The sequence below is a fragment of the Devosia geojensis genome (assembly GCF_000969415.1).
Lineage (GTDB): Bacteria > Pseudomonadota > Alphaproteobacteria > Rhizobiales > Devosiaceae > Devosia > Devosia geojensis.
In genome coordinates this window covers 1-21,604 of sequence record NZ_JZEX01000138.1, presented here as the reverse complement: position 1 = coordinate 21,604, position 21,604 = coordinate 1, and the positions used below count along the sequence as shown (strand labels likewise).

18 protein-coding genes are annotated in these 21,604 nt (G+C 68.3%); 6 read left to right on the top strand and 12 right to left on the bottom strand.

The window, feature by feature from the left end; translation table 11 throughout:
- Window positions 1-160: 160 nt before the first annotated feature.
- From tsaE to VE25_RS16635, 4 genes are all read right to left on the bottom strand, one after another.
- Window positions 161-586 (bottom strand): tRNA (adenosine(37)-N6)-threonylcarbamoyltransferase complex ATPase subunit type 1 TsaE, encoded by a 426-nt coding sequence (gene tsaE / locus VE25_RS16650; RefSeq protein WP_046109774.1) that lies wholly within the window; start codon window positions 584-586, stop codon window positions 161-163.
- Between the two features lies 1 nt (window position 587).
- Window positions 588-3,029, bottom strand: a complete 2,442-nt coding sequence (locus VE25_RS16645; RefSeq protein ID WP_052732043.1) for a sensor histidine kinase — start codon at window positions 3,027-3,029, stop codon at window positions 588-590.
- Window positions 3,030-3,351: 322 nt separating this feature from the next.
- Window positions 3,352-4,755 carry an adenosylhomocysteinase gene (gene ahcY / locus VE25_RS16640; protein WP_046109773.1) on the bottom strand — a complete coding sequence of 468 codons (1,404 nt, stop codon included), beginning with the start codon at window positions 4,753-4,755 and terminating at the stop codon, window positions 3,352-3,354.
- A 90-nt stretch (window positions 4,756-4,845) separates the two neighbouring features.
- Window positions 4,846-5,361: a DUF2937 family protein gene (locus tag VE25_RS16635; RefSeq protein WP_046109772.1), complete on the bottom strand. Its 516-nt coding sequence runs from the start codon at window positions 5,359-5,361 to the stop codon at window positions 4,846-4,848.
- Window positions 5,362-5,511: 150 nt separating this feature from the next.
- Here VE25_RS16635 and rhuM point away from each other — a divergent pair, with 150 nt between their 5' ends.
- Window positions 5,512-6,546, top strand: coding sequence for a RhuM family protein (gene rhuM / locus VE25_RS16630; RefSeq protein WP_046109782.1), 1,035 nt, complete (start codon window positions 5,512-5,514; stop codon window positions 6,544-6,546).
- A gap of 5 nt (window positions 6,547-6,551) precedes the next feature.
- Here the strand turns inward: rhuM and VE25_RS16625 are convergent, their stop codons facing one another.
- The 5 genes from VE25_RS16625 to VE25_RS16605 form a co-directional block, all read right to left on the bottom strand.
- Entirely contained in the window at window positions 6,552-6,863 is a 312-nt protein-coding gene (locus tag VE25_RS16625; RefSeq protein WP_046109771.1) for an HPr family phosphocarrier protein, read from the bottom strand.
- 8 nt (window positions 6,864-6,871) lie between these two features.
- Complete coding sequence (locus VE25_RS16620) at window positions 6,872-7,273, bottom strand: PTS sugar transporter subunit IIA (RefSeq protein WP_046109770.1); 402 nt, start codon at window positions 7,271-7,273, stop codon at window positions 6,872-6,874.
- Window positions 7,274-7,420: 147 nt separating this feature from the next.
- Window positions 7,421-7,879: an HPr kinase/phosphorylase gene (locus VE25_RS16615; protein ID WP_046109769.1), complete on the bottom strand. Its 459-nt coding sequence runs from the start codon at window positions 7,877-7,879 to the stop codon at window positions 7,421-7,423.
- A gap of 66 nt (window positions 7,880-7,945) precedes the next feature.
- Window positions 7,946-9,724 (bottom strand): sensor histidine kinase, encoded by a 1,779-nt coding sequence (locus VE25_RS16610; protein WP_046109781.1) that lies wholly within the window; start codon window positions 9,722-9,724, stop codon window positions 7,946-7,948.
- Between the two features lie 51 nt (window positions 9,725-9,775).
- Window positions 9,776-10,492: a response regulator transcription factor gene (locus VE25_RS16605; protein WP_046109780.1), complete on the bottom strand. Its 717-nt coding sequence runs from the start codon at window positions 10,490-10,492 to the stop codon at window positions 9,776-9,778.
- Between the two features lie 273 nt (window positions 10,493-10,765).
- Between VE25_RS16605 and pckA the strand changes: the two genes are divergently transcribed.
- Entirely contained in the window at window positions 10,766-12,358 is a 1,593-nt protein-coding gene (pckA, locus tag VE25_RS16600) for a phosphoenolpyruvate carboxykinase (ATP) (RefSeq protein ID WP_046109768.1), read from the top strand.
- A 70-nt stretch (window positions 12,359-12,428) separates the two neighbouring features.
- Here the strand turns inward: pckA and VE25_RS22005 are convergent, their stop codons facing one another.
- From VE25_RS22005 to VE25_RS16585, 3 genes are all read right to left on the bottom strand, one after another.
- On the bottom strand, window positions 12,429-13,328 hold the full coding sequence (locus VE25_RS22005; RefSeq protein ID WP_052732042.1) for a cell wall hydrolase: 900 nt from the start codon (window positions 13,326-13,328) through the stop codon (window positions 12,429-12,431).
- 340 nt (window positions 13,329-13,668) lie between these two features.
- A complete protein-coding gene (locus VE25_RS16590) occupies window positions 13,669-14,397 on the bottom strand; it encodes an HAD family hydrolase (protein ID WP_244466964.1) in 729 nt (242 codons plus the stop codon).
- A gap of 22 nt (window positions 14,398-14,419) precedes the next feature.
- A complete protein-coding gene (locus tag VE25_RS16585) occupies window positions 14,420-16,699 on the bottom strand; it encodes a mechanosensitive ion channel domain-containing protein (protein WP_152664653.1) in 2,280 nt (759 codons plus the stop codon).
- 176 nt (window positions 16,700-16,875) lie between these two features.
- Between VE25_RS16585 and VE25_RS16580 the strand changes: the two genes are divergently transcribed.
- The 4 genes from VE25_RS16580 to VE25_RS22000 all read left to right on the top strand — a co-directional run.
- Window positions 16,876-17,313 carry an FKBP-type peptidyl-prolyl cis-trans isomerase gene (locus VE25_RS16580; RefSeq protein ID WP_046109776.1) on the top strand — a complete coding sequence of 146 codons (438 nt, stop codon included), beginning with the start codon at window positions 16,876-16,878 and terminating at the stop codon, window positions 17,311-17,313.
- A 53-nt stretch (window positions 17,314-17,366) separates the two neighbouring features.
- The gene (locus tag VE25_RS16575) at window positions 17,367-18,065 is read left to right on the top strand and encodes a nucleotidyltransferase family protein (RefSeq protein WP_046109767.1); all 699 of its coding nucleotides are present in this window, start codon (window positions 17,367-17,369) and stop codon (window positions 18,063-18,065) included.
- Window positions 18,062-21,049: a double-strand break repair protein AddB gene (addB, locus tag VE25_RS16570; protein WP_052732040.1), complete on the top strand. Its 2,988-nt coding sequence runs from the start codon at window positions 18,062-18,064 to the stop codon at window positions 21,047-21,049. The genes VE25_RS16575 and addB overlap by 4 nt, the downstream gene beginning before the upstream one ends.
- 44 nt (window positions 21,050-21,093) lie before the next feature.
- On the top strand, window positions 21,094-21,604 hold a 511-nt coding region (locus tag VE25_RS22000; RefSeq protein ID WP_152664654.1), incomplete at its 3' end, for a UvrD-helicase domain-containing protein.

The following is a 21,604-nucleotide window of genomic DNA, read 5'->3' as shown; positions in this document are numbered from 1 at the left end:
CCCCCGACCCCTCCCCTCAAGGGGGAGGGGAGCAGTGCCCAACCCGTTGATCCAGTTGAGGATTAAAAACGCATCCCTGCAGCTCCACCTGCCCCATACTCTCCCCCACCCCTTCGTCGGGCGCGGTGAGGCCACATGGCCGGGCGGGTTTTGCGCACGCCTATCTGCGCTCGATCGTCACCTGCCGACCCGCGCCGCCGGGCGGGATGGCGAGCGTCACAACGAGGGTGGCGCGTTCGGCGAGTTCGGGCGCGCGTTCGGCCCATTCGACGAGGACGATGGCCTGCGCGTCGTCGAGAAGGCCGAGCTCGTCGATCTCGCGCGGGTCGCCGAGCCGATAGAGATCGGCATGGAGCACGTTGAGACCGCCGGCGCGATAGGGCTGGATGAGGGCGAAGGTGGGGGACGGCACTTCGAGGTCCGGATCGCCGGCAAGCGCGCGGATGATGGCGCGGGCGAGCGCCGTCTTGCCGGCCCCGAGGTCGCCTTCGAGGAGCACGAGGTCGCCGGACGAGAGGGTTGCGGCAAGCTCGGCGCCGAGGGCGGCGGTTGCCGCGTCGTCGGGCAGGAACCGCGTCCCGGCCATTCTATTCGGCAACGCCCGCGAGCGCGGAGTCGCGGGGCAGGTTGACGGTGATGCGGCTGCCGCGCGGCTGGCGGGCCTCGGCGGTCAGCGTGCCGCCATGCAGGTTGACGAAGGTCCGAACGATGGCGAGCCCCAGACCCGCGCCGCGCTGACGTCCGCCGGACGTCGAGGGGTCGATGCGCGCGTGGATGACTTCCTTCATCTCGTCGGTCAAACCCGGACCTTCGTCCTCGACGACGAAAAGCAGCCGTTCGGCGCGCGCGAAGATCGAGAGCCGCACCTCGCCCCCCGGCGGCGAGAAGCGCGCGGCGTTCGAGAGGAGATTGTAGAGGATCTGCACCATGCGCGTGCCGTCGGCGACGAAGGGGGGCAGGTTCTCCTCGATGTCGACGACGAGGTCGATGGGCTTTTCCCCGCCGATCTCGGCGATGGTCGCCGAAAGCCCGGCGCGGGCCTTCTCGACGAGGGCCGGCACGTCCTGCAGCTCGGGCTTCAGTTCGGCGACGCCCGCATCGACCGTGGCAAGGTCGAGGATGTTGTCGATGAGGACGCCCAGCGTCATCGAAGAGGCGCGGATGTAGTCGGTATAGGCCTTCTGCCGGTCGCTCAGCGTTCCGCTCTCGGCGACCAGCAGGTCGGCAAAGCCGATGATGTTGGTCAAGGGCGAGCGCAGCTCGTAGGAGACGTTCTTGACGAAGGCGTCCTTGAGCCTGTCGGCCGCGATCAGGGCCTCGTTGCGCTCCTTGAGGACACGCGAATAGTTGGCGCTCTCGGTCACGTCGAGGAAGGTCATCATCGTCTGCCCGTCGGGCAGGCGCGTGATGGCGTAGTCGAGGAGCCGCCCATCGGCGCGGTTGAGGCGCCCGGTGGCGTCGGTGCGGGTCGGGTTGAGGTCGATGATGCCGCGCTTCAGGTCGCGCCAGATGGTCTGGCCGTCCTCGGGCATGGCGCGCCCGCAGGCATCGGCGACCTGATCGATATGGGGATGCCCGGCGAGCTCCTGGAGCGGCAGCTTCCAGAGCCCGGCAAAGCGCGGATTGTGGAGCGTCAGGCGCCCGTTGGTGCCGAAGACCGCCACCGCCTCGGTCAGCGCGTTGAGGGATTCGCGCTGCACGTTGGTGAAGGCGCGGTTGGTCGATTCCAGCGCCAGGCGCTCGGTGATGTCCTCGAAGACGTAGACGACGCCGCCCTTGCGGCCTGCCGGGGCGGCGATGACCTTGAGCGAGCGCCCGTCCGGCAGGTGCCAGATCTCGTCCTTGCGCGGCGCCTCGAGGCTGTAGGAGGAGGCCAGGTGCTTGTTGCGCCAGTCGTGGTAGTCGCGCTGGGCGGGCAGCAGGCCTTCGGTGCGCAGCTTGTCGAGGATCGCCGGCTCGCCGAGGCCGCGCACGAGGAACTTCTCGTCCAGCCCCCAGAGGTCGGCATAAGCGCGGTTGAACTGCACGAGCTCCTTGCCCGGCCCGAAGATGGCGATGGGGGTGGCGAGCGTCTCGATGATGCTGGCGATCTGGGCGATGCCGATCTCGCCGGCCGGGGACTCGCGCACCGGGTGCAGGTATCCGGCGGTGCCGCCGGCGAGCGCGCACTCGACGAGCTCGAAGCTGCCGTGCTGGGGAACCGTCAGGGTCGCCCGGGCCTGCTCGCCCGCGGCGAGCGCCGCCATATGCGTGCGCAGGGCCTCGCGGTCGAGGAGTTCGGCCGGCGCCCCGGCCTCGCCGGTGCGCCCGAGGGCCCTGGCGATGTCGTCATAGGCGCCGTTGGCGAAGGTGAGCCGGCCATCGCCATCGCGCATGAACGCCGGATCGGGCGAGAGGGCAAGCGCGAGGCGCACGCCCGAAAGGTCGGGCGCAGTGGTCTTCAGCTCGACGGCCGGCTGCAGGTAGGCCGGGCGCAGGCGCAGCGCCGCGCCGTTGCCGAGCACCCAGCCGGCGGCGCGCACCAGGCGGTTGTCGAGGGTCGTCAGGCTCGTCTCGAAGGCGCGCCCGTCGACGCGCAGGCCTTCGACCAGGCGCGCGAGGCGTTCGGCGTCGTCGGCGAGGAGCCAGGTGGCGAACCTGGTGACCGCATCGGGCCGCCGCCCGGCGGGCAGCACGGCGGACAGCTGGCCGAGGAGCTTGGGCGGCGCGCCGTCCTCGGGCCAGAGGACCGTGACCTCGCGGGTGCCGGCAAGAAGCGCCTCATATTCGTCGACGAGGACGCGCAGGCCCGCGATCTGCTCGGCGGCGCGGCGTTGGCGCGCCTTGCCGTCGGCGACGAGGCTGCGCACGATCGCAACCGCCAGGATGGCGAACCCGCCGGCGCCGAGCGCGATGGCGAGCGGGGCCGCGGCGGCGACGGTGGCGCCGTTGACGCCCTGCGCCAGTGCCGGCGAAGCGGAGAAGAGGGCAGCGGGTGTGGCCGTCAGACCCGCGAATCCCCAACGTCTCCGGATGGCGCCCGGCCCCATGCCCTACCCTCTTCGCAACTCGTGATGCCGCCAGATCCGGCCGCCGCAACGGGGCCGGCACGCGCACTTGAAACCGGCGCAACCGCCGGAGAACGGCCGTCCGGCCGCTTGCCGCCGAAATGGCGGCGTCAACCCAGCCGCCGAATCACCTCAACATACCGGGCGGCGGAATCGTGCAGAAGAGTCTTCTTGTGTGTGCATTGCGGGTAAAAAAAGGATTAACCGGCTTGACCCCGGAACGAAGCAGAAACGTTACGCGAAAACGCAAAGAGCCCGTCCGCAAGGGACGGGCTCCCGATACTTGCGATCAACCGGACAAGGATCAGTAGCGATACTCGCCCGACTTGAAGGGACCGTTCTGCGACACGCCGATATAGTCGGCCTGATCCTTGGTCAGCCTGGTGAGCTTGGCCCCAAGCTTGGCCAGGTGCAGCTCGGCGACCTTCTCGTCGAGGTGCTTGGGCAGCACGTGCACCTTCTTCTCGAGCTTGTCGCCATTGGTCCAGAGCTCGATCTGGGCGAGCGTCTGGTTGGAGAAGGACGCCGACATCACGAAGCTCGGATGGCCGGTGGCGTTACCGAGGTTTACCAGCCGCCCTTCCGAAAGCACGATCAGGCGCTTGCCGTCGGGCTTCTCGACGAGGTCGACCTGCGGCTTGACGTTGGTCCATTTGTAGTTGCGCAGGGCCGCGATCTGGATCTCATTGTCGAAGTGACCGATGTTGCAGACGATGGCCATGTCCTTGAGCTTGCGCATGTCGTCGAGGGTGAGCACGTCGCGGTTGCCGGTGGCGGTGACGACGATGTCGGCGCGGGGCGCCGCCTCCTCGAGGGTCACGACCTCATAGCCTTCCATCGCAGCCTGCAGGGCGCAGATCGGGTCGACCTCGGTGACCAGCACGCGCGCGCCCGCGCCGCGCAGGGACTCGGCCGAGCCCTTGCCGACGTCGCCGTAACCGCAAACGATCGCGACCTTGCCGGCCAGCATCACGTCGGTACCGCGCCGGATAGCGTCGACCAGGGACTCGCGGGTGCCGTACTTGTTGTCGAACTTCGACTTGGTCACCGAGTCGTTGACGTTGATGGCCGGGAACGGCAGCTCGCCCCTCGCGTGGAGCTGGTAGAGGCGCATCACGCCCGTGGTCGTCTCCTCGGAGACGCCTTTGATCGCGGCGCGGATCCTCGAATAGAAATTCGGGTGCGTCGCGAGGCGCTTCCTGATGGTGGCAAAGAAGATCTCCTCTTCCTCGTTGCCGGGCTTGTCGAGGATCGACGGATCCGTCTCGGCCTTGGCGCCGGTCAGCACCAGCATGGTGGCATCGCCGCCATCGTCGAGGATCATGTTGGGCGTGCCGCCATCGCCCCATTCCATCATGCGGTCGGTGAAGGCCCAGTATTCCTCGAGCGTCTCGCCCTTGTGGGCGAAGACCGGGATGCCGCGGGCGGCGATGGCGGCGGCGGCATGGTCCTGGGTCGAGAAGATGTTGCACGACACCCAGCGCACGTCGGCACCCAGCGCCGCCAGCGTCTCGATGAGGACGGCGGTCTGGATGGTCATGTGCAGCGAGCCGGCGATGCGCGCGCCCTTCAGCGGCTGAGCTGCCGCGTATTCCTCGCGGATGGCCATGAGGCCGGGCATCTCGATCTCGGCGATCTCGATCTCCTTGCGGCCATAGTCGGCGAGCGAAATGTCACGGACCGCGTAATCGGCCGGCTTGCTGGTCATGGGAATGGGCTCCGGGTGTGAAAGGATCGATATTGCCGCCGGTTATACGCGGGGCACCAGCCGGGATCAACACGGGACATAAAGATAAGTTTATATCCCCCGCCCATAGGCGCCGCGCCTGCGCCGGGCAAAGGGCAGCACCACCAGCCGGAAGGCGGCCGACGTGACGAGATAGCCGAGGACGAGGCCGGAAAAGGCATAGAGAAAGCCCTCCGGCGTGACCGGAATGGCGGGTTTATAGGCTTGAAGCGTGCGCGCGCCGATATCGGTATCGAGGTAGAGCGGCAGGTTCTGGAATCGCTCGACGGGGTCCGCACCCTGGATTTCAGCGAGGGCGACGCTCAGCCGCTCGTAGCGATCGAAGGTCCGCGACATGCTTTGCCCGCGCCCGGCAAGGAAGGCGTCCGCCGAGGCGCCGTAACGCTCGAGCGCCTCGCTGCGATCGAGCCCGCCTTGCGCGGCATCCCGGTCGAAGTCCTCGACGATCACCCGCAGTTCGTCGACCGCGCCACCGAGGCGCTGGGTATATTGCTGGGCATATTCAGGGAACTGGCTGAGCGCCGTCGCCAGCGCCACACCTCCCACCATCGCCACGGCACGCCGCATGGATGCTCCGAGTTCTGTTGGTCGGCAGATGAGAAGCAGGCTGACCTCTGACCAATCTGTCAATCCGGCAACAGTGGAAATGTCCTTCCCGATGGAGCGTTCCCTGAGATGTTGCTATAATGTTCTCTAGTGCGGGAATTCGGGGGCGACATGGACGAGGCCGACAACGGACCGGTGCATCTCATTGAGGATGGAGCGTCAGGCAACAGATTTCTGGTGTACGGCACAGAAAAAGGGCTTCGCCTCGATATCCGCTACGAGGGCGAAACCCTGTGGATGACGCAGGCGCAGATCGCCGAGCTGTTTGGGCGCGATCAGTCCGTTATATCGCGCCATATTGGGAACGTGCTTGAAGAGGGTGAATTGGCCGAGGAGGGCAATATGCATAAAGTGCATATTGCTGGTGCTACACGACCAGTTACCCTCTACAGCCTCGATATGGTGATTTCCGTTGGCTACCGCGTCTCTTCGCAACAGGCCACGGTCTTCCGCCGTTGGGCCACAAGCATCCTGGTCCAGTTCGCCAAGAAGGGATTCGTCGTCGACGCTCCGCGGCTCAAGCAGCCCGAGAGCATCGACCGCATCGCCGAGCTGCGCGAGATCATTCGCGACATCCGCTCGGACGAAGCCAATGTCTATCGGGAACTTCGCCGCATCTGCTCGCTCTGCCAGGACTATGATCCCGACAGCGAGGCGGCCCGTGAGTTCTATCAGCGCACGCAGGCCAAGCTCGTCTGCGCGGTCACCTCCCATACTCCGGCGGAGATCATAGCGAACCGTGCCGACCACAACCTACCTAATATCGGTCTGCAGAGTTGGCAGAACGACAACATCCGCAAGACAGACGTCACAATCTCCAAAAACTATCTGGCAGAAGGCGAAGTCCGCGAGCTGAACCGGCTAACCACCATTCTGCTCGACATCTTCGAGGACCAGCTCGACATGGGACGATTGGTTGTGATGCGGGATGCGCAGACTCTCCTGGATCAGCAACTGCGCCAACTCGGCCGTGGTGTTCTGCGGGCGGGCGGCTCGGTAAAGGCATCCGAGGCAAAGCGCATTGCCGAGGAGCACTACGAGAAATTCGATCGTCAGCGCCGCCTCGAGCGTCAGCGGGAGGCGGATGAAAGTATCTCGAACCTGGTGAAGGAAGCCAGGAACCTGCCCAAGTCACCGCGTCGGTAGGTTGCCTACTCCACCGCCCCGTCGGCGTCCTCGTCGAAGCCGTTGTTGACGAGCTCGGCGATGGCTTCCAGCGCCTCGCGGGCCTGCTTGCCGCTCGATTGGACGAGGATGGTGGAGCCGGGGCCGGCGCCGAGCATCATCAGGCCCATGATGGAATTGCCGGCCACCATTTGGCCGTCCTTGACCACCTGGATGGTGGCGTCGAAGCACTCGGCGGTGCGCACGAACCGGGCGGAGGCGCGCGCATGCAGGCCCTTGCGGTTGACGATGGTCAATTGTTGGGCGAGGGCCCGGCCGGCATTGGCGGCTGTGTCCATCAATTTCCTCAGGTGGCTCCGAGAATGGAGTTGGCCACGTTGATATATTTGCGGCCCGCCTCCTGCGCCAGGTTGACGGCCTCCTTGATCGGCATTTCGGCGCGCACGCGCGCCAGCTTGACGAGCATGGGCAGGTTGACCCCGGCGATCACCTCGACGTCGCGGTTCTGCATGACCGAGATGGCAAGGTTGGAGGGCGTGCCGCCGAACATATCGGTGAGGATGATGACGCCGGAGCCGTCGTCGGCCTCGTCGACGGCCTTGAGGATGTCCTCGCGCCGGCTCTCCATATTGTCATCGGGACCGATGGCGATGGTTTCGACGTGCTCCTGCGGACCGACCACGTGCTCGAGCGCTGATTTGAACTCGTTGGCGAGCGCACCGTGCGTCACCAGCACCATACCAATCATGCAACTTCCCCAGGTTCCGTCGGGTCCGCCCCTTGGGAGCAAACGGCCCTAATATACTCCGCCCCCCCGCGCAGTCCACCAAATGCGGACATTTCGGGCGGTTGCGTCCCGCCTGTGGAAAGCGCTCCTCCGGCAGGCGATGCCCGCTCAGGCCGCGTCGAGCGCCGCCACCGCCTCGGCGACCAGCAGCACCTGGTGGCCAAGGGCGATGAGGCCGGCCTGCGGCACCGGCGCGCGGGCGAGCGCAATGCCCTCGAGCTGCGTCATCAGCATATCCTCTTCGGGCATGCGGTCGAACTCGGGCAGGAGGTCGACGATGAGATCGAGACGCGCCGAATCGGCATGGGGCCGGCGCACGATGCCGCGCCCGCGCAGCTCGATGAGCCCGGCAATCGCGGCGGGCGCGCGCATGACGAGGCCATCGCCTTCCCTCACGAGATCGACGCGATCGTCGGAGACCAGCAGCGCCGGCTCGCCGCGGCCCTGCCACCTGTCGAGGAGGGCGAGCGCCAGGATGGATTTGCCGGCCCCCGAAGGTCCGCGCAGCAGCACGCCTTTTCGACCCAGCACCAGTCCGGTGCCGTGGATGTTCCGCCGTTCGTTCATGATCGCACCTCCCGGCAGCCCCTCCGGCCCGCCCCGCTGCAAGTCTTCGCCTGCGGAAGTTAACGATTATTTGCGCGCGCGCGGCAGGGTGACGGTGAAGACGGCGCCCGAGCGGTCCTTGCGGTTGTGGGCGCGCACGGTGCCCTTGTGGGCCTCGACGATCTGCTTGGAGATCGACAGCCCCAGCCCCGAGTGATCGCCGAACGACTCGCCTTCCGGACGGTCGGTGTAGAAGCGCTGGAAGATGCGGCTGACGTCGCCCTTGATGCCCGGTCCCTCGTCGGCCACCGAAATGGCGACGGTCTCGGCGTCGGTCACGATGGCGACGCGCACCGTGCCGCCGGGCGGCGAGAAGGAGACGGCGTTGTCGATGAGGTTGTTGAGGACCTGCGCAAGACGCCCGTCATGCCCGTTGACCATGGCGGGGGCGCGCCCGGAGCGTTTGTCCATCTCGACATTGACGTCGCGCCCGGCCGCCAGATCCTTCTGGATGGCGACCATCGCCTCGGCGAGCTTTTCGACGTCGACGCGCTCGGAGCTCTCGCGGGCGAGCTCGGCGTCGAGCCGGCTGGCGTTGGAGATGTCCGAGATCAGCCGGTCGAGGCGTCTTACGTCGTGCTGGATGATGGCGGTCAGCCGGTCGCGATCCTCGTCGCGCCTGGCGCGCGGCAGGGTCTCGACGGCCGAGCGCAGCGAGGTCAGCGGGTTCTTCAATTCATGGGCGACGTCGGCGGCAAAGCGCTCGATGGCCTCGATACGGTTGTAGAGCGCGTCGGTCATCGAGCGGAGCGCGCCCGAAAGATGGCCGATCTCGTCAGGCCGGTCAGTCATGTCGGGGATCTCGGCGCGGGCGTTGCCGGCCGTCTGCACCCGCTCGGCCGCCTCCGAGAGGCGGCGCACCGGGCCGGCGATGGTGCCGGCGAGCAGCAGCGACAGGCCGATCTGCACGACGGTGGCGATGAGGGCGATGCGCAGGATGCTCCAGCGCTCCTGATCGACGATCGAATCGATGTCGCCGGGCGCCGTGGAGAGCAGCAGCACGCCGACGATGGCGCGCAGGCGCTGGATCGGGACGGCAACGGAAACCACGAGCTGGCCCTGCGAATCGACGCGCACGAAATCGGCCGGGGCACCGGAAAGGGCCGAATTGACCTCGGGATAGCGCCGGCCCTCGTCGGCCCCGTACTCCTGGTAGAGCGGGAAATTGTCGCCCGGCATCCAGGACACGAGCCCGTTCCACCAGTCGAAGAGGAAGAAGCCGCTGTCGGACGACGAGGGCGTGATCTGGCGCAGCACCTCGCCGCGCGCATAGATGTTGTCGCTGTCGAGGATGAGGAGCCCGCCCTGGTCGTAGATGCGCGCGCGCGTGCGGGTCGGCGTGATGAGGTTGCGCATCAGCGGCGCCACCCGCTCGGGATTGATGGGGAACTCGAGGCTCGGGTCGAAATAGGAGAGCGGGGAAAAGCTGTTGCCGCTCTGCAGCTCGAGGAGCCGGTCCGGATTGATCGAGATGACGTCGCTGTCGACGGTCGCCGAAGCCGCGATGGCCGAGGCGATGATCTCGCCCTGGACGCGCAGCGACTGCACGCGCGCATCGATGAGGCCGGCCCGCCACTGGTTGAGATAGAGGATGCCGACCACCAGCACCATCAACCCGGCGAGGTTGAGGACGATGATGCGCCGGGTGAGGCTCGAGAAGATGGTGAAATCGAGAAAGCGGCGGATCGCCACGCCCACCCGGTAGAGCGGCGCCAGGAGCCGGCGCAGCCGCCCGACGCGCTCGCGCGGCAGTTGGGGGTGGGGCGCGGCGTGCTCGTCCTGCCGCTCAGCCCCGCCCGCCGGCATGGCGGGCGGAGCCGGTTTCGTCTCGGGCTCCAGAATGGCCACTTGCCTGTCTTACTGCTCCTTGAAGCGGTAACCGACGCCGTAGAGGGTCTCGATCATCTCGAAGTCGTCGTCGACCGCCTTGAACTTCTTGCGCAACCGCTTGATGTGGCTGTCGATGGTGCGGTCGTCGACATAGACCTGGTCATCATAGGCCGCATCCATCAGCGCGTTGCGCGACTTTACCACGCCCGGACGCAGGGCGAGAGCCTGGAGGATGAGAAACTCGGTGACCGTCAGCGTCACGCGCTGCCCCTTCCAGGTGCAGGTGTGGCGCTCTTCGTCCATGACCAGCGCGCCGCGCTCGATGAGCGCCTTGCCGGGCGTCGCCTCGGCGCCGGGTCCGGCGGTCGAGGAGGGATCGCGCGGGGCCGAGCGGCGCGGGATCGCCTTGACCCGTTCGACGAGGAGCCGCTGCGAGAACGGCTTGGTGATGAAATCGTCGGCGCCCATCTTGAGGCCGAAGAGCTCGTCGATCTCCTCGTCCTTGGAGGTGAGGAAGATCACCGGCACGTCGGACTTCTGCCGCAGCCGCCGCAGAAGCTCCATGCCGTCCATGCGCGGCATCTTGATATCGAGAATGGCAAGGTCGGGCTTGTCGCTCGTCAGCCCTTCGAGCCCGGAGGCGCCGTCGGTATAGGTGGCGACCTGATAACCCTCGGCCTCCAGCGTCAGCGACACGGAAGTCAGGATGTTGCGGTCATCGTCCACCAGCGCGATCTTTGGCATCAATCGGGGCCTTTCTTGTCGTTGAACGCTGTTTTCAAAGTCCGGCCGGTATAGGGGGCAGAACTCGTCGGGAACGTGTTTCGAGGTCACAAATACGCGCTAAATAAGGCGCGGCCAAGTGCATGCGCGCCCGGGTCGCAGGCGCGAACATGTTTTTGCAGGCCCATGCGACTTCCGTCTTAAGACCGATTTCGGGATGGTTGCGGACACCGGCACGACGGTAACGTCCTGCCCGAAACTGGCGCGGTGCGGCGCCTTTCGGCAGGAGAGACCATGACTGCGTTCGACCACAACCCCTTGAGACACCGCGTGGAACAGGCGGCAGCCGCGCTCAGCCGCAACGCGTTGCCGCCTCCGCTCATCGCCGAGGCGATCGGCGCGCGGGCGGGCGAACTGACGGCCGACGGGGCATTGAGCGTCAGGACCGGCGCCTTCACCGGCCGCTCGCCCAAGGACAAGTTCATCGTGCGCGACGCGCTGACCGAGCCGCGCGTCTGGTGGGAGAACTCGGCGGCCATGGCGCCCGAGCAGTTCGAGCAGCTGCTCGAGGATGCGCTCGCGCACCTTGCCGACCGGCCCGTCTACCGCCAGGACCTCCTCGCGGGAGCCGACCCTGCCCATCAATATGCCGTGACGGTGATGACCGAGAGCGCCTGGCACGCGCTCTTCATCCGCAACCTCTTGATCCGGCCGGGCGAAGTACCCCGCGGGGAGCAAGCAGCGCAGGTGACCATCATCCACGCCCCGACCCTCTCGGCCGATCCGGCCCGGCATGGCACGCGCGGGGAGACCGCCATCGCCCTCGACATGAGCCGCAACATCGTCGTCATCGCCGGCACGCTCTATGCCGGCGAGATCAAGAAATCGGTGTTTTCCCTCTTCAACTTCCACGCGCCGCAGGCGGGGGTGCTGCCGATGCACTGCTCGGCCAATGTCGGGCCGGACGGGGACACCGCCCTCTTCTTCGGGCTCTCGGGTACCGGCAAGACGACGCTTTCCAACGATCCGGCGCGCCCGCTGATCGGCGACGACGAGCATGGCTGGAGCGGGAGCGGCGTCTTCAACCTCGAGGGCGGGTGCTACGCCAAGACGGTGCGCCTCAGCGAAGAGGCCGAGCCCGAGATCTTCGCGGCGACCCGCCGGTTCGGCACGGTGCTGGAGAACGTGGTGCTCGACCCCGAGCATCACGTGCCGGATTTCGACGACGTCTCGCTGACAGAGAACACGCGCGCCGCCTATCCGCTCTCCGTCCTGCCCTCGGTGGCTCCCGGCGGCGTCGGCGGCCTGCCCAGGAGCGTCGTGTTCCTCACCGCCGACGCCTTTGGCGTGCTGCCGCCGATCGCCCGGCTGACGCGCGAACAGGCGGTCTACCACTTCCTCTCGGGCTATACGGCCAAGGTCGCCGGCACCGAGCGCGGGGTCACCGAGCCGCAGGCGACGTTCTCGGCCTGCTTCGGGGCGCCGTTCATGCCGCTGCACCCGAGCGTCTATGGAAAAATGCTGGCCGAGCGGCTCACCGAAAGCGGCGCGGCGACGTGGCTCATCAACACCGGCTGGACGGGTGGTGGGTACGGCGCGGGCAAACGCATCGACATCGCGACGACCCGGCGCCTGCTTTCGGCCGCGCTCGGCGGCGAGCTCGAGGAGGTTCCGGCCCGCACCGACGAGCGCTTCGGCCTTGCCGTGCCGCGCGCGGTCGCCGACGTCGATCCCGTCCTCCTCGACCCGCGCCGCACCTGGGCGAGCGAAGCGGCCTATGACGAGGCGGCCGACCGGCTCGCCGGCCTCTTCCGGCAGAACTTTGCCAGGTTCGGCGCCGGTGCGGGCGCCGACGCCGGCCCGCGGCTGGCGCTTGCCGCCGAATAGGCCCGACCATCAGCACGAAAACGAAAGGCGCCCGCGAGAGGGCGCCTTTTTCGTTGAAACCTCGTCTCGCTCAGTTCGGCGAATAGAAGATGTGAGCCCCGATCTGGGCGACGCGGTTGAAGGTATAGGCCCAGTTCGGGCGCACGTTGACCGTATGATAATAGAGGGTCGACTGAGGCACGGCGCCGAGGGTCTCGCCCTGGGCGTAGCGGGCGTAGACGTCCTCGGCCAGAGCCTGCGAGCGCGCCCAGGCGCGCCGTTCGGCCGGCGCATCGCCGCGCCCGTCGCAGGCGAAGGTGAACTGGCAGCGATACCGCCCCTTGTCCGCGTTCTGATAGATGACGCCGCAAAGGCTCGAGGGATACTTGCCCGAGCGCGCGCGGTTGACGATGACGTTGGCCACGGCGAGCTGGCCCTCGGCCGACTCGCCGCGCGCCTCGTGATAGATGGCCTGGGCGAGGCACCCGCGCTCGTCGTCGGCGATCTCCACGCGCCGGCTGGTCGGCAGGAACCCGTCCTCGACATAGCGGGCCAGGACGGCGGTCGTGAGCGCCGAGGCGGCGACCGGCCCGTCGTCGGTGAACGCGGCGATGGCGCTCAGCGCCCCGTTGCCGGCATCGAGCGAGCCGCGCGAGATATAGCCGAGCAGCACTTCCTCGGTGAGTTCCGGCTCATCGCCGAAATCGAAGGCGCTGAAGGCGTGGAGGGCCTTCTGGCGTTCGACGTAGTTGGCGAGGAGCTGCGGGGTGAGCTGCTGGTGGCCGGGCGCCGGCGCCAGCATGGTCGCGCCGATGGCCGGCTGCATGCGCAATTCGGCGACGGACGGCGGCATGTCGAGCGGTACGACGGGGCTCTCGGCGGTCTCGGCGGCGGCAGGGGCAAGGGTGGCGGCGACGCAGAGGATCGCAGCAGCAGTCGCAAGCGCATGCCTGGCTGCGCGCACGCAGATGGCGACCCGGTTTGGCGTCAATGCCCCGTCCTTCCCCAACAGCCCCGGCTGAATCAGCGCAGGCCCCGGTTGTCTCAGAAGCGCGGCGGAAATCCCCTCGATGCCGTCCCTGGCGGGGGAGCCGCGCTGGAACGCCGAACGGCGCTCCGGTCAGTCACTTCGCGGGCGACACACTAGCCGAGGCCGCCGCGTAAGGAAACCCAAAATTTACCAGCGGTTAACCATACCGGTTAGCAGCTTAAAACAGGGTTAACAGCCCGATTGCGAGCTGAAAACCCTGCAAATGCAGCTAGTTGGAGGAAGGGAAAGCGGGGCTTAAGCCAACCGCTAAAAGTTTACGCGAATTGTCGCGAAAGGGGGCTCACCGCACCGGAAAGGCGGCGCGGCGCACGTGGTCGAGGCTATCCATGATGGCGATGCCGAGGGCGCGGATTTCCTCGCTCGGGTGCACGAGATCGGGCACCATCACCGTCTGCATGCCGGCCGCATGGGCGGCGCGCACGCCCGAAAAGCTGTCCTCGAGCGCAAGGCAGACAGTGGGATCGACGCCGAGCCTGCCGGCGGCGGTGAGATAGGGCTCCGGGTCGGGCTTGGGATTGACGACGTCGTCGCGGGTGACGATCGTCTCGAACATGTCGAAGAGGCCGGCCCGGGTCAGGTGCCGGTCGACATGGGCGCGGCGCGAGGAGGTGGCGACGGCCGTCGGAATGCCGCGCTCGCGCAGCTCGGCGAGGATCTCGCGGGCGCCGGCCTTGACCGGCACGTCGTGCATGCGCGCATGCATGCTCACGCGGCACTTCTCGTCGAAGAGCGCGTAGGGGAAGCTCACGCCATAGGCTTCGAGCAGGAGCTGGTTGGTCCGCTCGTGGCTGGAGCCGACCATCGAGAGATGCACCTCGTCGGTCATGGCAAAGCCGAGCTCGTCGCAGACCTCGAAGACGATGGTGCGGAAGACGGCTTCGGTGTCGAGGATGGTGCCGTCCATATCGAAGACGACGGCCTGGAAAGGCTTGAGGGAGATTTCGAGTTCCGGGGCGATCATGCCCCCGATATAGGCGCGTTCGCGCCCGCTGACCAGCCATGCGCGCACATGGCTCGCCTGCACCCGCAGGTCAGTCGCCGCCCGAATCCGGGACTTCCGGGGCGCGGCGCTTGCGCGGGCGGGCGCGCCTTTTGGCTTCACGTTCGCGTGCGGCCTCTTCGGCAATGGCGTCCTCGGCATCGCCCGCCGCCTCGCCGGCCGGCGGCAGGGCGGGCTTGGGCTTCTCCTTGCCGATGTAGCGCTCCTCGAACACCATCTTGACGAGGCCGTTGAAGGCGCGGGACACCGACCACTGCCGGCCGGGCAGCGTCTTGATGCGCGCCCGCACCACCATATTGGCGCCGTCGAACTTCTCGATGCCCATGAAGTCGAGCGCCTTGTCGACCACGTCGGGCGCGATGTCGGGGTCGGCGAGCAGGCGCTTGTGCGCTTCCTCCATCGCTGCGTGCACCAGGTCCAGGTCTTCGCTCGCGGGGACCGTCATGTCGATGACCGCGTAGGCGAAGCCGCGCATGAAGTTGGAGACGGTGGTGACCGAGGAGAACGGCACCACGTGGTAGACGCCGTTGGAATCGCGCAGGCCCGCCGAGCGGATGGTCAGGCGCTCGACCGAGCCCGAGATGTTGCCGATGGTCACCACGTCGCCGACGTCGATGGCGCCCTCGAGCTGGATGAAGATGCCGGTGATGATGTCCTGCACCAGCTTCTGGGCGCCGAAGCCGATGGCGAGGCCGATAACGCCGGCCGAAGCGAGGAGCGGGGCGATGTCGAGCCCGATCTGGGCCAGCCCGAACATGGCCGCGAAGACGACGATGACGATGGTGGCGGCATTGCGGAAGAGGACCAGCAGCGTGCGCTCGCGCGCCTTGCCGCGGCCCGAGGCGGTGCCCTGCAGCTGGTAGTCGACCCATGAGGTCAGCACCAGCCAGGCGGCGAAGGCGAGGAGAACCACGATCGCCAGCGTGAGGACGCCCTGGGCGACGCGTGCGCCGAGCTCGGATTCCAGCCACGCGCTGACGCTGAAGAGGCCGATGGCATCGAGGGTGATGGCCGCGACGATGGCGACGACCAGCAGGCGCAGCGCCGTCAGCGCGCGCGGGACGAACGCGTTGAGGCGGCTTTCGAGCAGGGGTACGCGGGTCGAGACGTTGCTGGGCAGGCGCACGCCGGAGAGGATCATGCGGCTGATGATGCCGGCGACGACCATGCCGAGCACCACCGCGATCAGCACCTTGCCGGTCGCGGCGAGCATGGAGACGAGCACCGGGCCCGGCCAGAGCAGCACCACCACGAAGAGCACGAGCAGGTAGACGAGAACGGGCACGTGCCAGTACTGGGCGAGGAACCGCCAGCCGGTCGCCTGGCTCCTGGCCGAGAGGGGCTCGAGGCGCGCCGCGACCGGCTCGCGCAGGCGCAGCACCAGATTGACGACGAGGGCGAGGACGACGACGTAGGTGATGACCGAGACGGCCTGGCCGGCGGCGAGCGAGACGTTGCGGTTGAAGACCGGCACCAGCAGGAGGTGGCCGAAGGCGAGGAGGGTCGCGGCGATGCGCATCCACCCGGTCAGCATCTGCGCCATGGCGTCGTCCACGGGCAGGAGCCGCAGGTTCGGCCGCGAGGGCGCAAGGACGGCGCGCACCAGCGTCTGGAAGACCTCGATGACGAGGAACGCGTTGAGGAACAGCGTCTGGTGGAACGGAATGCGCCCGGTGGTGCCGAGGACGGCAACGGCGGTGACGTAGCCGGCGCCCCAGGCGAAGACCACCAGCGCCAGATTGGCGATGAACAGCAGGGCGGCCGTCAGCACCCGCGCCAGCCAGGACGTGCGCGCCGCGCTCGCCTGGGCATTGCGCCGGAAGCGGGCGGTGAGCAGCCGGCCGGCGAAGTAGATGCCGTAGCAGACTGCGGCCAGGATCCCGAGTTCGAGCAGCACTCCGGTAAGGGCGCCGTAGTTCGCCCGCCCGAGCGCGCCGAAGAGGGCAGGCGCGGCGAGGATCTGCCGCCAGAGGCCCTCGACCGATTCGGCGCCGGCTTCGGCGATGGACTGGCTGATCTCGCCGATGCGCCCGCCGAGGCTGACGGGCTCCGTGGCAACGCCGCCCGCATCCTCGGCCGGCGCACCGGCCTCCCCATCGGCGGGAGGCTCGGCGGCAACTTGCGCCTCGAGTTCGTCGATGAGGGTCTGGCGCGCCGTATCATCCTTCAGGACGTCGAGCAGCGTCTGCAGCGGCGGCGCCTCGGTTGCCGGTTCGCCCTCCTGCGCCAGGCCCGCCACCGGCTGGACGAGAAGACCTGCAAGAATCAGAACGAGGAGGAAACCGGCGCGGGCGGCGATCTTGTCGGGCATGAGCATCTCGGCTGATCGGGCAACGCCCCATGGTTATCGGGCGAATCGTGCGGTGTGAAGGCGGCGCGAGCTGACGCATGCGACCGACGGAGCTGGAACACAACCGGGTGCGAAAGGTTTAACCGGAAGGAGCCGGCATGGGTTCCTCCTCTCCCCACCTCCGAAAGGACGACAACATGACACAAGCCAAGACAGGCGACATCGTGCGCATCCACTACATAGGCCGGCTGACGGACGGCACCGAATTCGATTCCTCGAGCGGAGGCGAGCCGCTGGAGTTCACGCTGGGCACCGGGCAGGTGATCCGCGGGCTCGACGAGCATCTGCAAGGTATGGAGGAAGGCGACCGGAGCACGGTGACGATTCCTTCGGACGACGCCTACGGGCCGCATCGTCCGGACGCCGTGCAGACGGTCGAGCGCGCCAGCATTCCCTCCGAGGTCGAGCTCGCCGTCGGCGCCCAATTGCAGGCGCGCACGCGCGACGGCACCATCGTGCCATTGGTCGTCACCGGGTTCGACGCGAGCACCGTCGAGCTCGACGCCAACCATCCGCTGGCCGGCAAGGATCTCGTCTTCGACGTGGAGCTCGTCCAGATCGTCAAGGCCGCCTGAGCGAACGTCCGGCCGGTCTGGACAGGGGCGCGGGGAGCCGTTCATATCGCGCCATGAGCGATGCGGCGCGATTCCCCGACGTGATGCTGCTGGCGGCCGGGCTCGGCCGGCGGATGCAGCCGCTGACGCAGAGCCGGCCCAAACCCCTGATCGACGTGGCGGGCCTGTCGCTCATCGACAGGGCCATCGCCAATGCGCGGGCGGAAGGGGCGACGCGGTTTGCCGTCAACGCCCATCACCTGGCCGACCAGGTGGTGGCGCACTTTGCCGGGCACGGGGATTTTTCCGTGCTCGTCGAGCCGGAGCTGCTGGGCACCGGCGGGGGTGTGCGCAATGGCCTGCCGCACCTGGCGGGCGACCCCATCCTCGTCATGAACACCGATGCCTTCTGGCCGACGGGGGCAGACAAGCCGCTCACCCGGTTGCTGGCCCGGCATCGGGAACTGGCGGCCGACATCAGCCTGCTCTGCGTCCATCCGATCCGCGCCACCGGGTTCGGGCGCAGCCACGATTTCTGCCTCGATCCTGCCGGGCGGATCACCTACGACTTCGGCCTGCCGGTGATCTATGCGGGCGTCGCGGTCATCGAGCGGCGGGTGTTCGAGGGCGCGCCGGAGGGGGCGTTCTCGTTCTATCCGCTGATCGAGAAGGCGCTGGCGGAGGGCAGGCTCGCCGGGGCGCCGCTCGATGCGCCGTGGTTCCATGTCGGGGACCCGGAGGCGCTCGTAGCGGCCGAGGCGGCGCTCGAATGAGCCGGCGGCTCTACAGCATCGCCCCGCACGCGCCGTTCCTCGACGTGCTGGCCGAACGGGTGCTCGACGGCACGCTCCTCGGCGACTGGCCGCGCACCGGGCCGTTCTGGCTGACGGACGTGACCATCATCCTGCCGACGCGCCGCGCGCGGCTGGCGCTCGCCGATGCCTTCGCGCGCCGGGGTCACGCGCTCTTGCCCGATATCCGCACGTTCGGGGGCGAGACGGCGGACGAGGAGCCGTTCCTGCCGCCCTACGACGCCCCTGCCCTGCCGCCGGCGGTGACGCGGCTCGAGCGGCGGCTGGTGCTCTCGCGCCTGGTCGCCGCCTGGGCGGGGTCGGACGCGGGCCGCAAGGCCTTCGCCGAAGCGCCGGGGCCGGCGGAAATCCTCAAGCTGGCGGAATCGCTCGGCGACCTGGTCGACGACCTCGCGGCCGAGGGGCGCGAGCCCCGCGATCTCGAGCGCATCGTGCCGGAGGAGCTGGCGGCCAACTGGCAGCAGACGCTGGCGTTCTTGAAGATCGCTCTCGAATTCTGGCCGGCGGAGCTCGCCGAGCGGGGCAAGGCGGATCCTTACGCACTGCGCAACGAGCGGCTGGCGCGGCAGGCGCAGACGGCGCCGCTGGTCTTTGGCGAAAAACCCGTGATCGCGGCGGGTTCGACGGGCTCGATCCCGGCGACGGCGGCGCTGCTGGCGGCCATCGAGGCGCTGCCGCGCGGAGCGCTGGTCCTGCCGGGGCTGGATACCGGACTTTCCGAGCGCGAGCACGCGGAGCTCCTCGACGAGAAGCGCAATCCGCACGGGCATCCGCAGTACGGGTTGGCAAAGCTCCTGCGGCGGCTGAAGGCGGGGATCGCGGACGTGGTGGAACTCGCGGCGCAAGCCGAGACGCCGCGCACGGCCATGGTGCGGCGGGCGCTGGCGCTGACGGAGGCAACGGCGCTCTGGGCGGAAAAACGGCTTGACCCCCAAGCACTTGGCGAGGCGACGGAGGGCCTGACGATCCTTGCGGCGCGCACCGAGGACGAGGAAGCGCGGGCGATCGCGCTGGCGGCGCGCGAGGCGCTGAGCCGGCAGCGGACGGTCGGAATCGTGACGCCGGACCAGAACCTTGCGCGCCGAATCGCGGCGGAGCTGAAGCGCTTCGGGGTCGCGGTGGACGATGCGGCGGGCGAGCCGCTGTTCCACTCCCCGGCAGGGCGGCTGGTGCGGCAGATCCTGGCGATGGCCGAGAGCGGGTTCGCGCCGGTCAACCTCATGGCGCTGTTGAGGAATCCGGCCGTGCGGCTGGGACGCGAGCGGAGCGAGGTCGCCCGGATCGTCGAGCGGATCGATCTTTTCATCCTGCGCGGCAAGCGGCCGCGGCCGGGACTCGAGGGGCTGCTGAAGCTCGCCGAGGAGGCGCTGCGCCTCGGCGAGGAGGAGAAGGCGGAGGTCGCCGACCTTCTTTCAAACGTCAGTAAAATGTGCGCCGGAGTTTGCAACATTTTACGCGAATCGGCGTCAAACGCGGGCACATTCGCGCATGCCCTGGTGACCGCTTTCGAGGCGGCAACCGGGGCGGCGGGAGATTTGCCGGGGACGGCGGAGCTGCGCCAGTGGGGCGCCGAGCTGTCGAAGCACGCGGGCGAGGGCATCGCCTTTCCGCCGCGCACCCTCGACCGGGTGCTGTTTGCGCTGATGCAGGGCATCGAGGTGCGCAACACCACTCCGCGCCGCAGCGACATCGCCATCTGGGGCCAGCTCGAGGCGCGGCTGCAGAGCCCGGACATCATAATCCTGGCCAGCCTCAACGAGGATAAGTGGCCCGAGCCCGCCGACCCTGGCCCGTGGCTGAGCCGCGGCATGCGGCTCGCCGCCGGGCTCGAGCCGCCGGAACGGCGGACGGGCCTAGCCGCCCACGACTTCGAGATGGCGCTCGGCAACCGCAACGCCATCCTCGCCTTTTCCGAGCGGCTGGGGGGGAGCCCCGCCATCGCCTCGCGGCTGGTGCAGCGGCTGGAGGCGTTCGTCGGCAAGAACTGCGCGGCGATGCTGCGGGCGCGCGGCGCACATTGGCTCGATCTGGCGCGCCGGCTCGATGCAACGGGGCCGGCCGCCCCGGCGCGCATCCCGGCGCCCAACCCGCCGGTCGAGGCGCGTCCACGCCAGCTTTCGGTCACCGAGATCGAGGTGCTGATGCGCTCGCCCTACGACATCTACGCCAAGCACGTGCTGCGGCTCGCCGAAATCGACCGGCTGGGGGCCGACCCGACGGTGCGCGAGCGCGGTACGCTCATCCACCAGATCCTCGGCGATTTCATCGCGCAGGGGCACGACCCGACGGCGCCGGATGCGCTCAAGGTGCTGGAGGGGATGGCTGCCGAGACCTTCGCGGGACTCGACGCCATCGCCGACCGGCGCGACATCTGGCTGCGGCGCTTTTCGCATGCGGCGCGGCTTTTCCTCGCGTTCGAGCGGGCGCGCGACGCTCGGGTCGCCAAGCGCCATGCGGAAATCCGCGGGCGCTGGACGCTGGCCAGGGCCGAGCCCTTCACTCTCACCGGCCGGGCCGACCGCGTCGACCTGATGAGCGACGGGACGCTCGAAATCCTCGACTTCAAGACCGGCGGCATCCCCTCGCCCGGCGACATGCGGGCGTTCGACGCGCCGCAACTGCTGCTGGAGGCGGCGATGGGAGCCGCGGGGGCGATGGAGGGCATCGCGCGGGCGCAGGCCAGCGCATTGACCTACATCAAGATCAGCTTCGGGCCCGAGGCGTTCGCCCCCACCCCGTTCGCCCTCGAAAAGGGCTGGACGCTCACCCAGGCGGCGGACGAGGCGGTGCGGCGTATGAGCCGGCATATCGAGGCGTTCCTCTACAGCGGAACGGCGATGACGGCGCGGATCAAGCCCGTCGAGAACCAGCGCTACGAGGGCACCTACGACCACCTGGCGCGGGTGGCCGAATGGAGCCTCGCCGAAGGGGAGGATCCGCCGTGAGCGAGCGCGACTTCGTCATCCCCGCTGATACGGTCGCGAGCCAGATGCGCGCCGCGCACCCGGACTCCTCGGCATGGGTGGAAGCCAATGCCGGCTCGGGCAAGACGCATGTGCTGACGCAGCGCGTATTGCGGCTGCTGCTGGCGGACGTGGCGCCGGAAGCGATCCTCTGCCTCACCTACACCAAGGCGGCGGCGGCCGAGATGCGCAACCGCGTCTCGGCGCGTCTCAGCGACTGGGCCATCGCCTCGGACGAATGGCTGGACGAGCGGCTCAAGGAACTGGGACAGGTCCCGACGCCGACCCTCAGGGCGCGGGCGCGAACCCTTTTCGCGCGGGCGCTGGAGACGCCGGGGGGCCTCAAGATCGTCACCATCCACGCCTTCTGCGAGAGCGTCCTGCACCGGTTTCCGCTGGAAGCGGGGGTGCCGTTCGGGTTCTCGGTGGTGGAGGACGTGGAGCGCGCCGCAATGATCGCCGAAGCGCGCGAGGCCGTGCTGGCGGGCGGGCTGCGGGGGGAGACGAACGCGGCGGCTCCTTCGCCTCCCTCCCCCT

Bases quoted from the DNA above. Each gene is read 5' to 3' on its own strand.
- VE25_RS16635 (WP_046109772.1), bottom strand. From the start codon at position 5,361: ATGCGGCGTGCCGTGGCGATGGTGGGAGGTGTGGCGCTGGCGACGGCG.
- VE25_RS16605 (WP_046109780.1), bottom strand. From the start codon at position 10,492: ATGCCAAAGATCGCGCTGGTGGACGATGACCGCAACATCCTGACTTCC.
- VE25_RS16610 (WP_046109781.1), bottom strand. From the start codon at position 9,724: ATGCCGGCGGGCGGGGCTGAGCGGCAGGACGAGCACGCCGCGCCCCAC.
- ahcY (WP_046109773.1), bottom strand. From the start codon at position 4,755: ATGACCAGCAAGCCGGCCGATTACGCGGTCCGTGACATTTCGCTCGCC.
- VE25_RS16625 (WP_046109771.1), bottom strand. From the start codon at position 6,863: ATGGACACAGCCGCCAATGCCGGCCGGGCCCTCGCCCAACAATTGACC.
- tsaE (WP_046109774.1), bottom strand. From the start codon at position 586: ATGGCCGGGACGCGGTTCCTGCCCGACGACGCGGCAACCGCCGCCCTC.
- VE25_RS16575 (WP_046109767.1), top strand. From the start codon at position 17,367: ATGAGCGATGCGGCGCGATTCCCCGACGTGATGCTGCTGGCGGCCGGG.
- VE25_RS16615 (WP_046109769.1), bottom strand. From the start codon at position 7,879: ATGAACGAACGGCGGAACATCCACGGCACCGGACTGGTGCTGGGTCGA.
- rhuM (WP_046109782.1), top strand. From the start codon at position 5,512: ATGGACGAGGCCGACAACGGACCGGTGCATCTCATTGAGGATGGAGCG.
- VE25_RS16620 (WP_046109770.1), bottom strand. From the start codon at position 7,273: ATGATTGGTATGGTGCTGGTGACGCACGGTGCGCTCGCCAACGAGTTC.
- addB (WP_052732040.1), top strand. From the start codon at position 18,062: ATGAGCCGGCGGCTCTACAGCATCGCCCCGCACGCGCCGTTCCTCGAC.
- pckA (WP_046109768.1), top strand. From the start codon at position 10,766: ATGACTGCGTTCGACCACAACCCCTTGAGACACCGCGTGGAACAGGCG.
- VE25_RS16580 (WP_046109776.1), top strand. From the start codon at position 16,876: ATGACACAAGCCAAGACAGGCGACATCGTGCGCATCCACTACATAGGC.
- VE25_RS16645 (WP_052732043.1), bottom strand. From the start codon at position 3,029: ATGGGGCCGGGCGCCATCCGGAGACGTTGGGGATTCGCGGGTCTGACG.
- VE25_RS16585 (WP_152664653.1), bottom strand. From the start codon at position 16,699: ATGCCCGACAAGATCGCCGCCCGCGCCGGTTTCCTCCTCGTTCTGATT.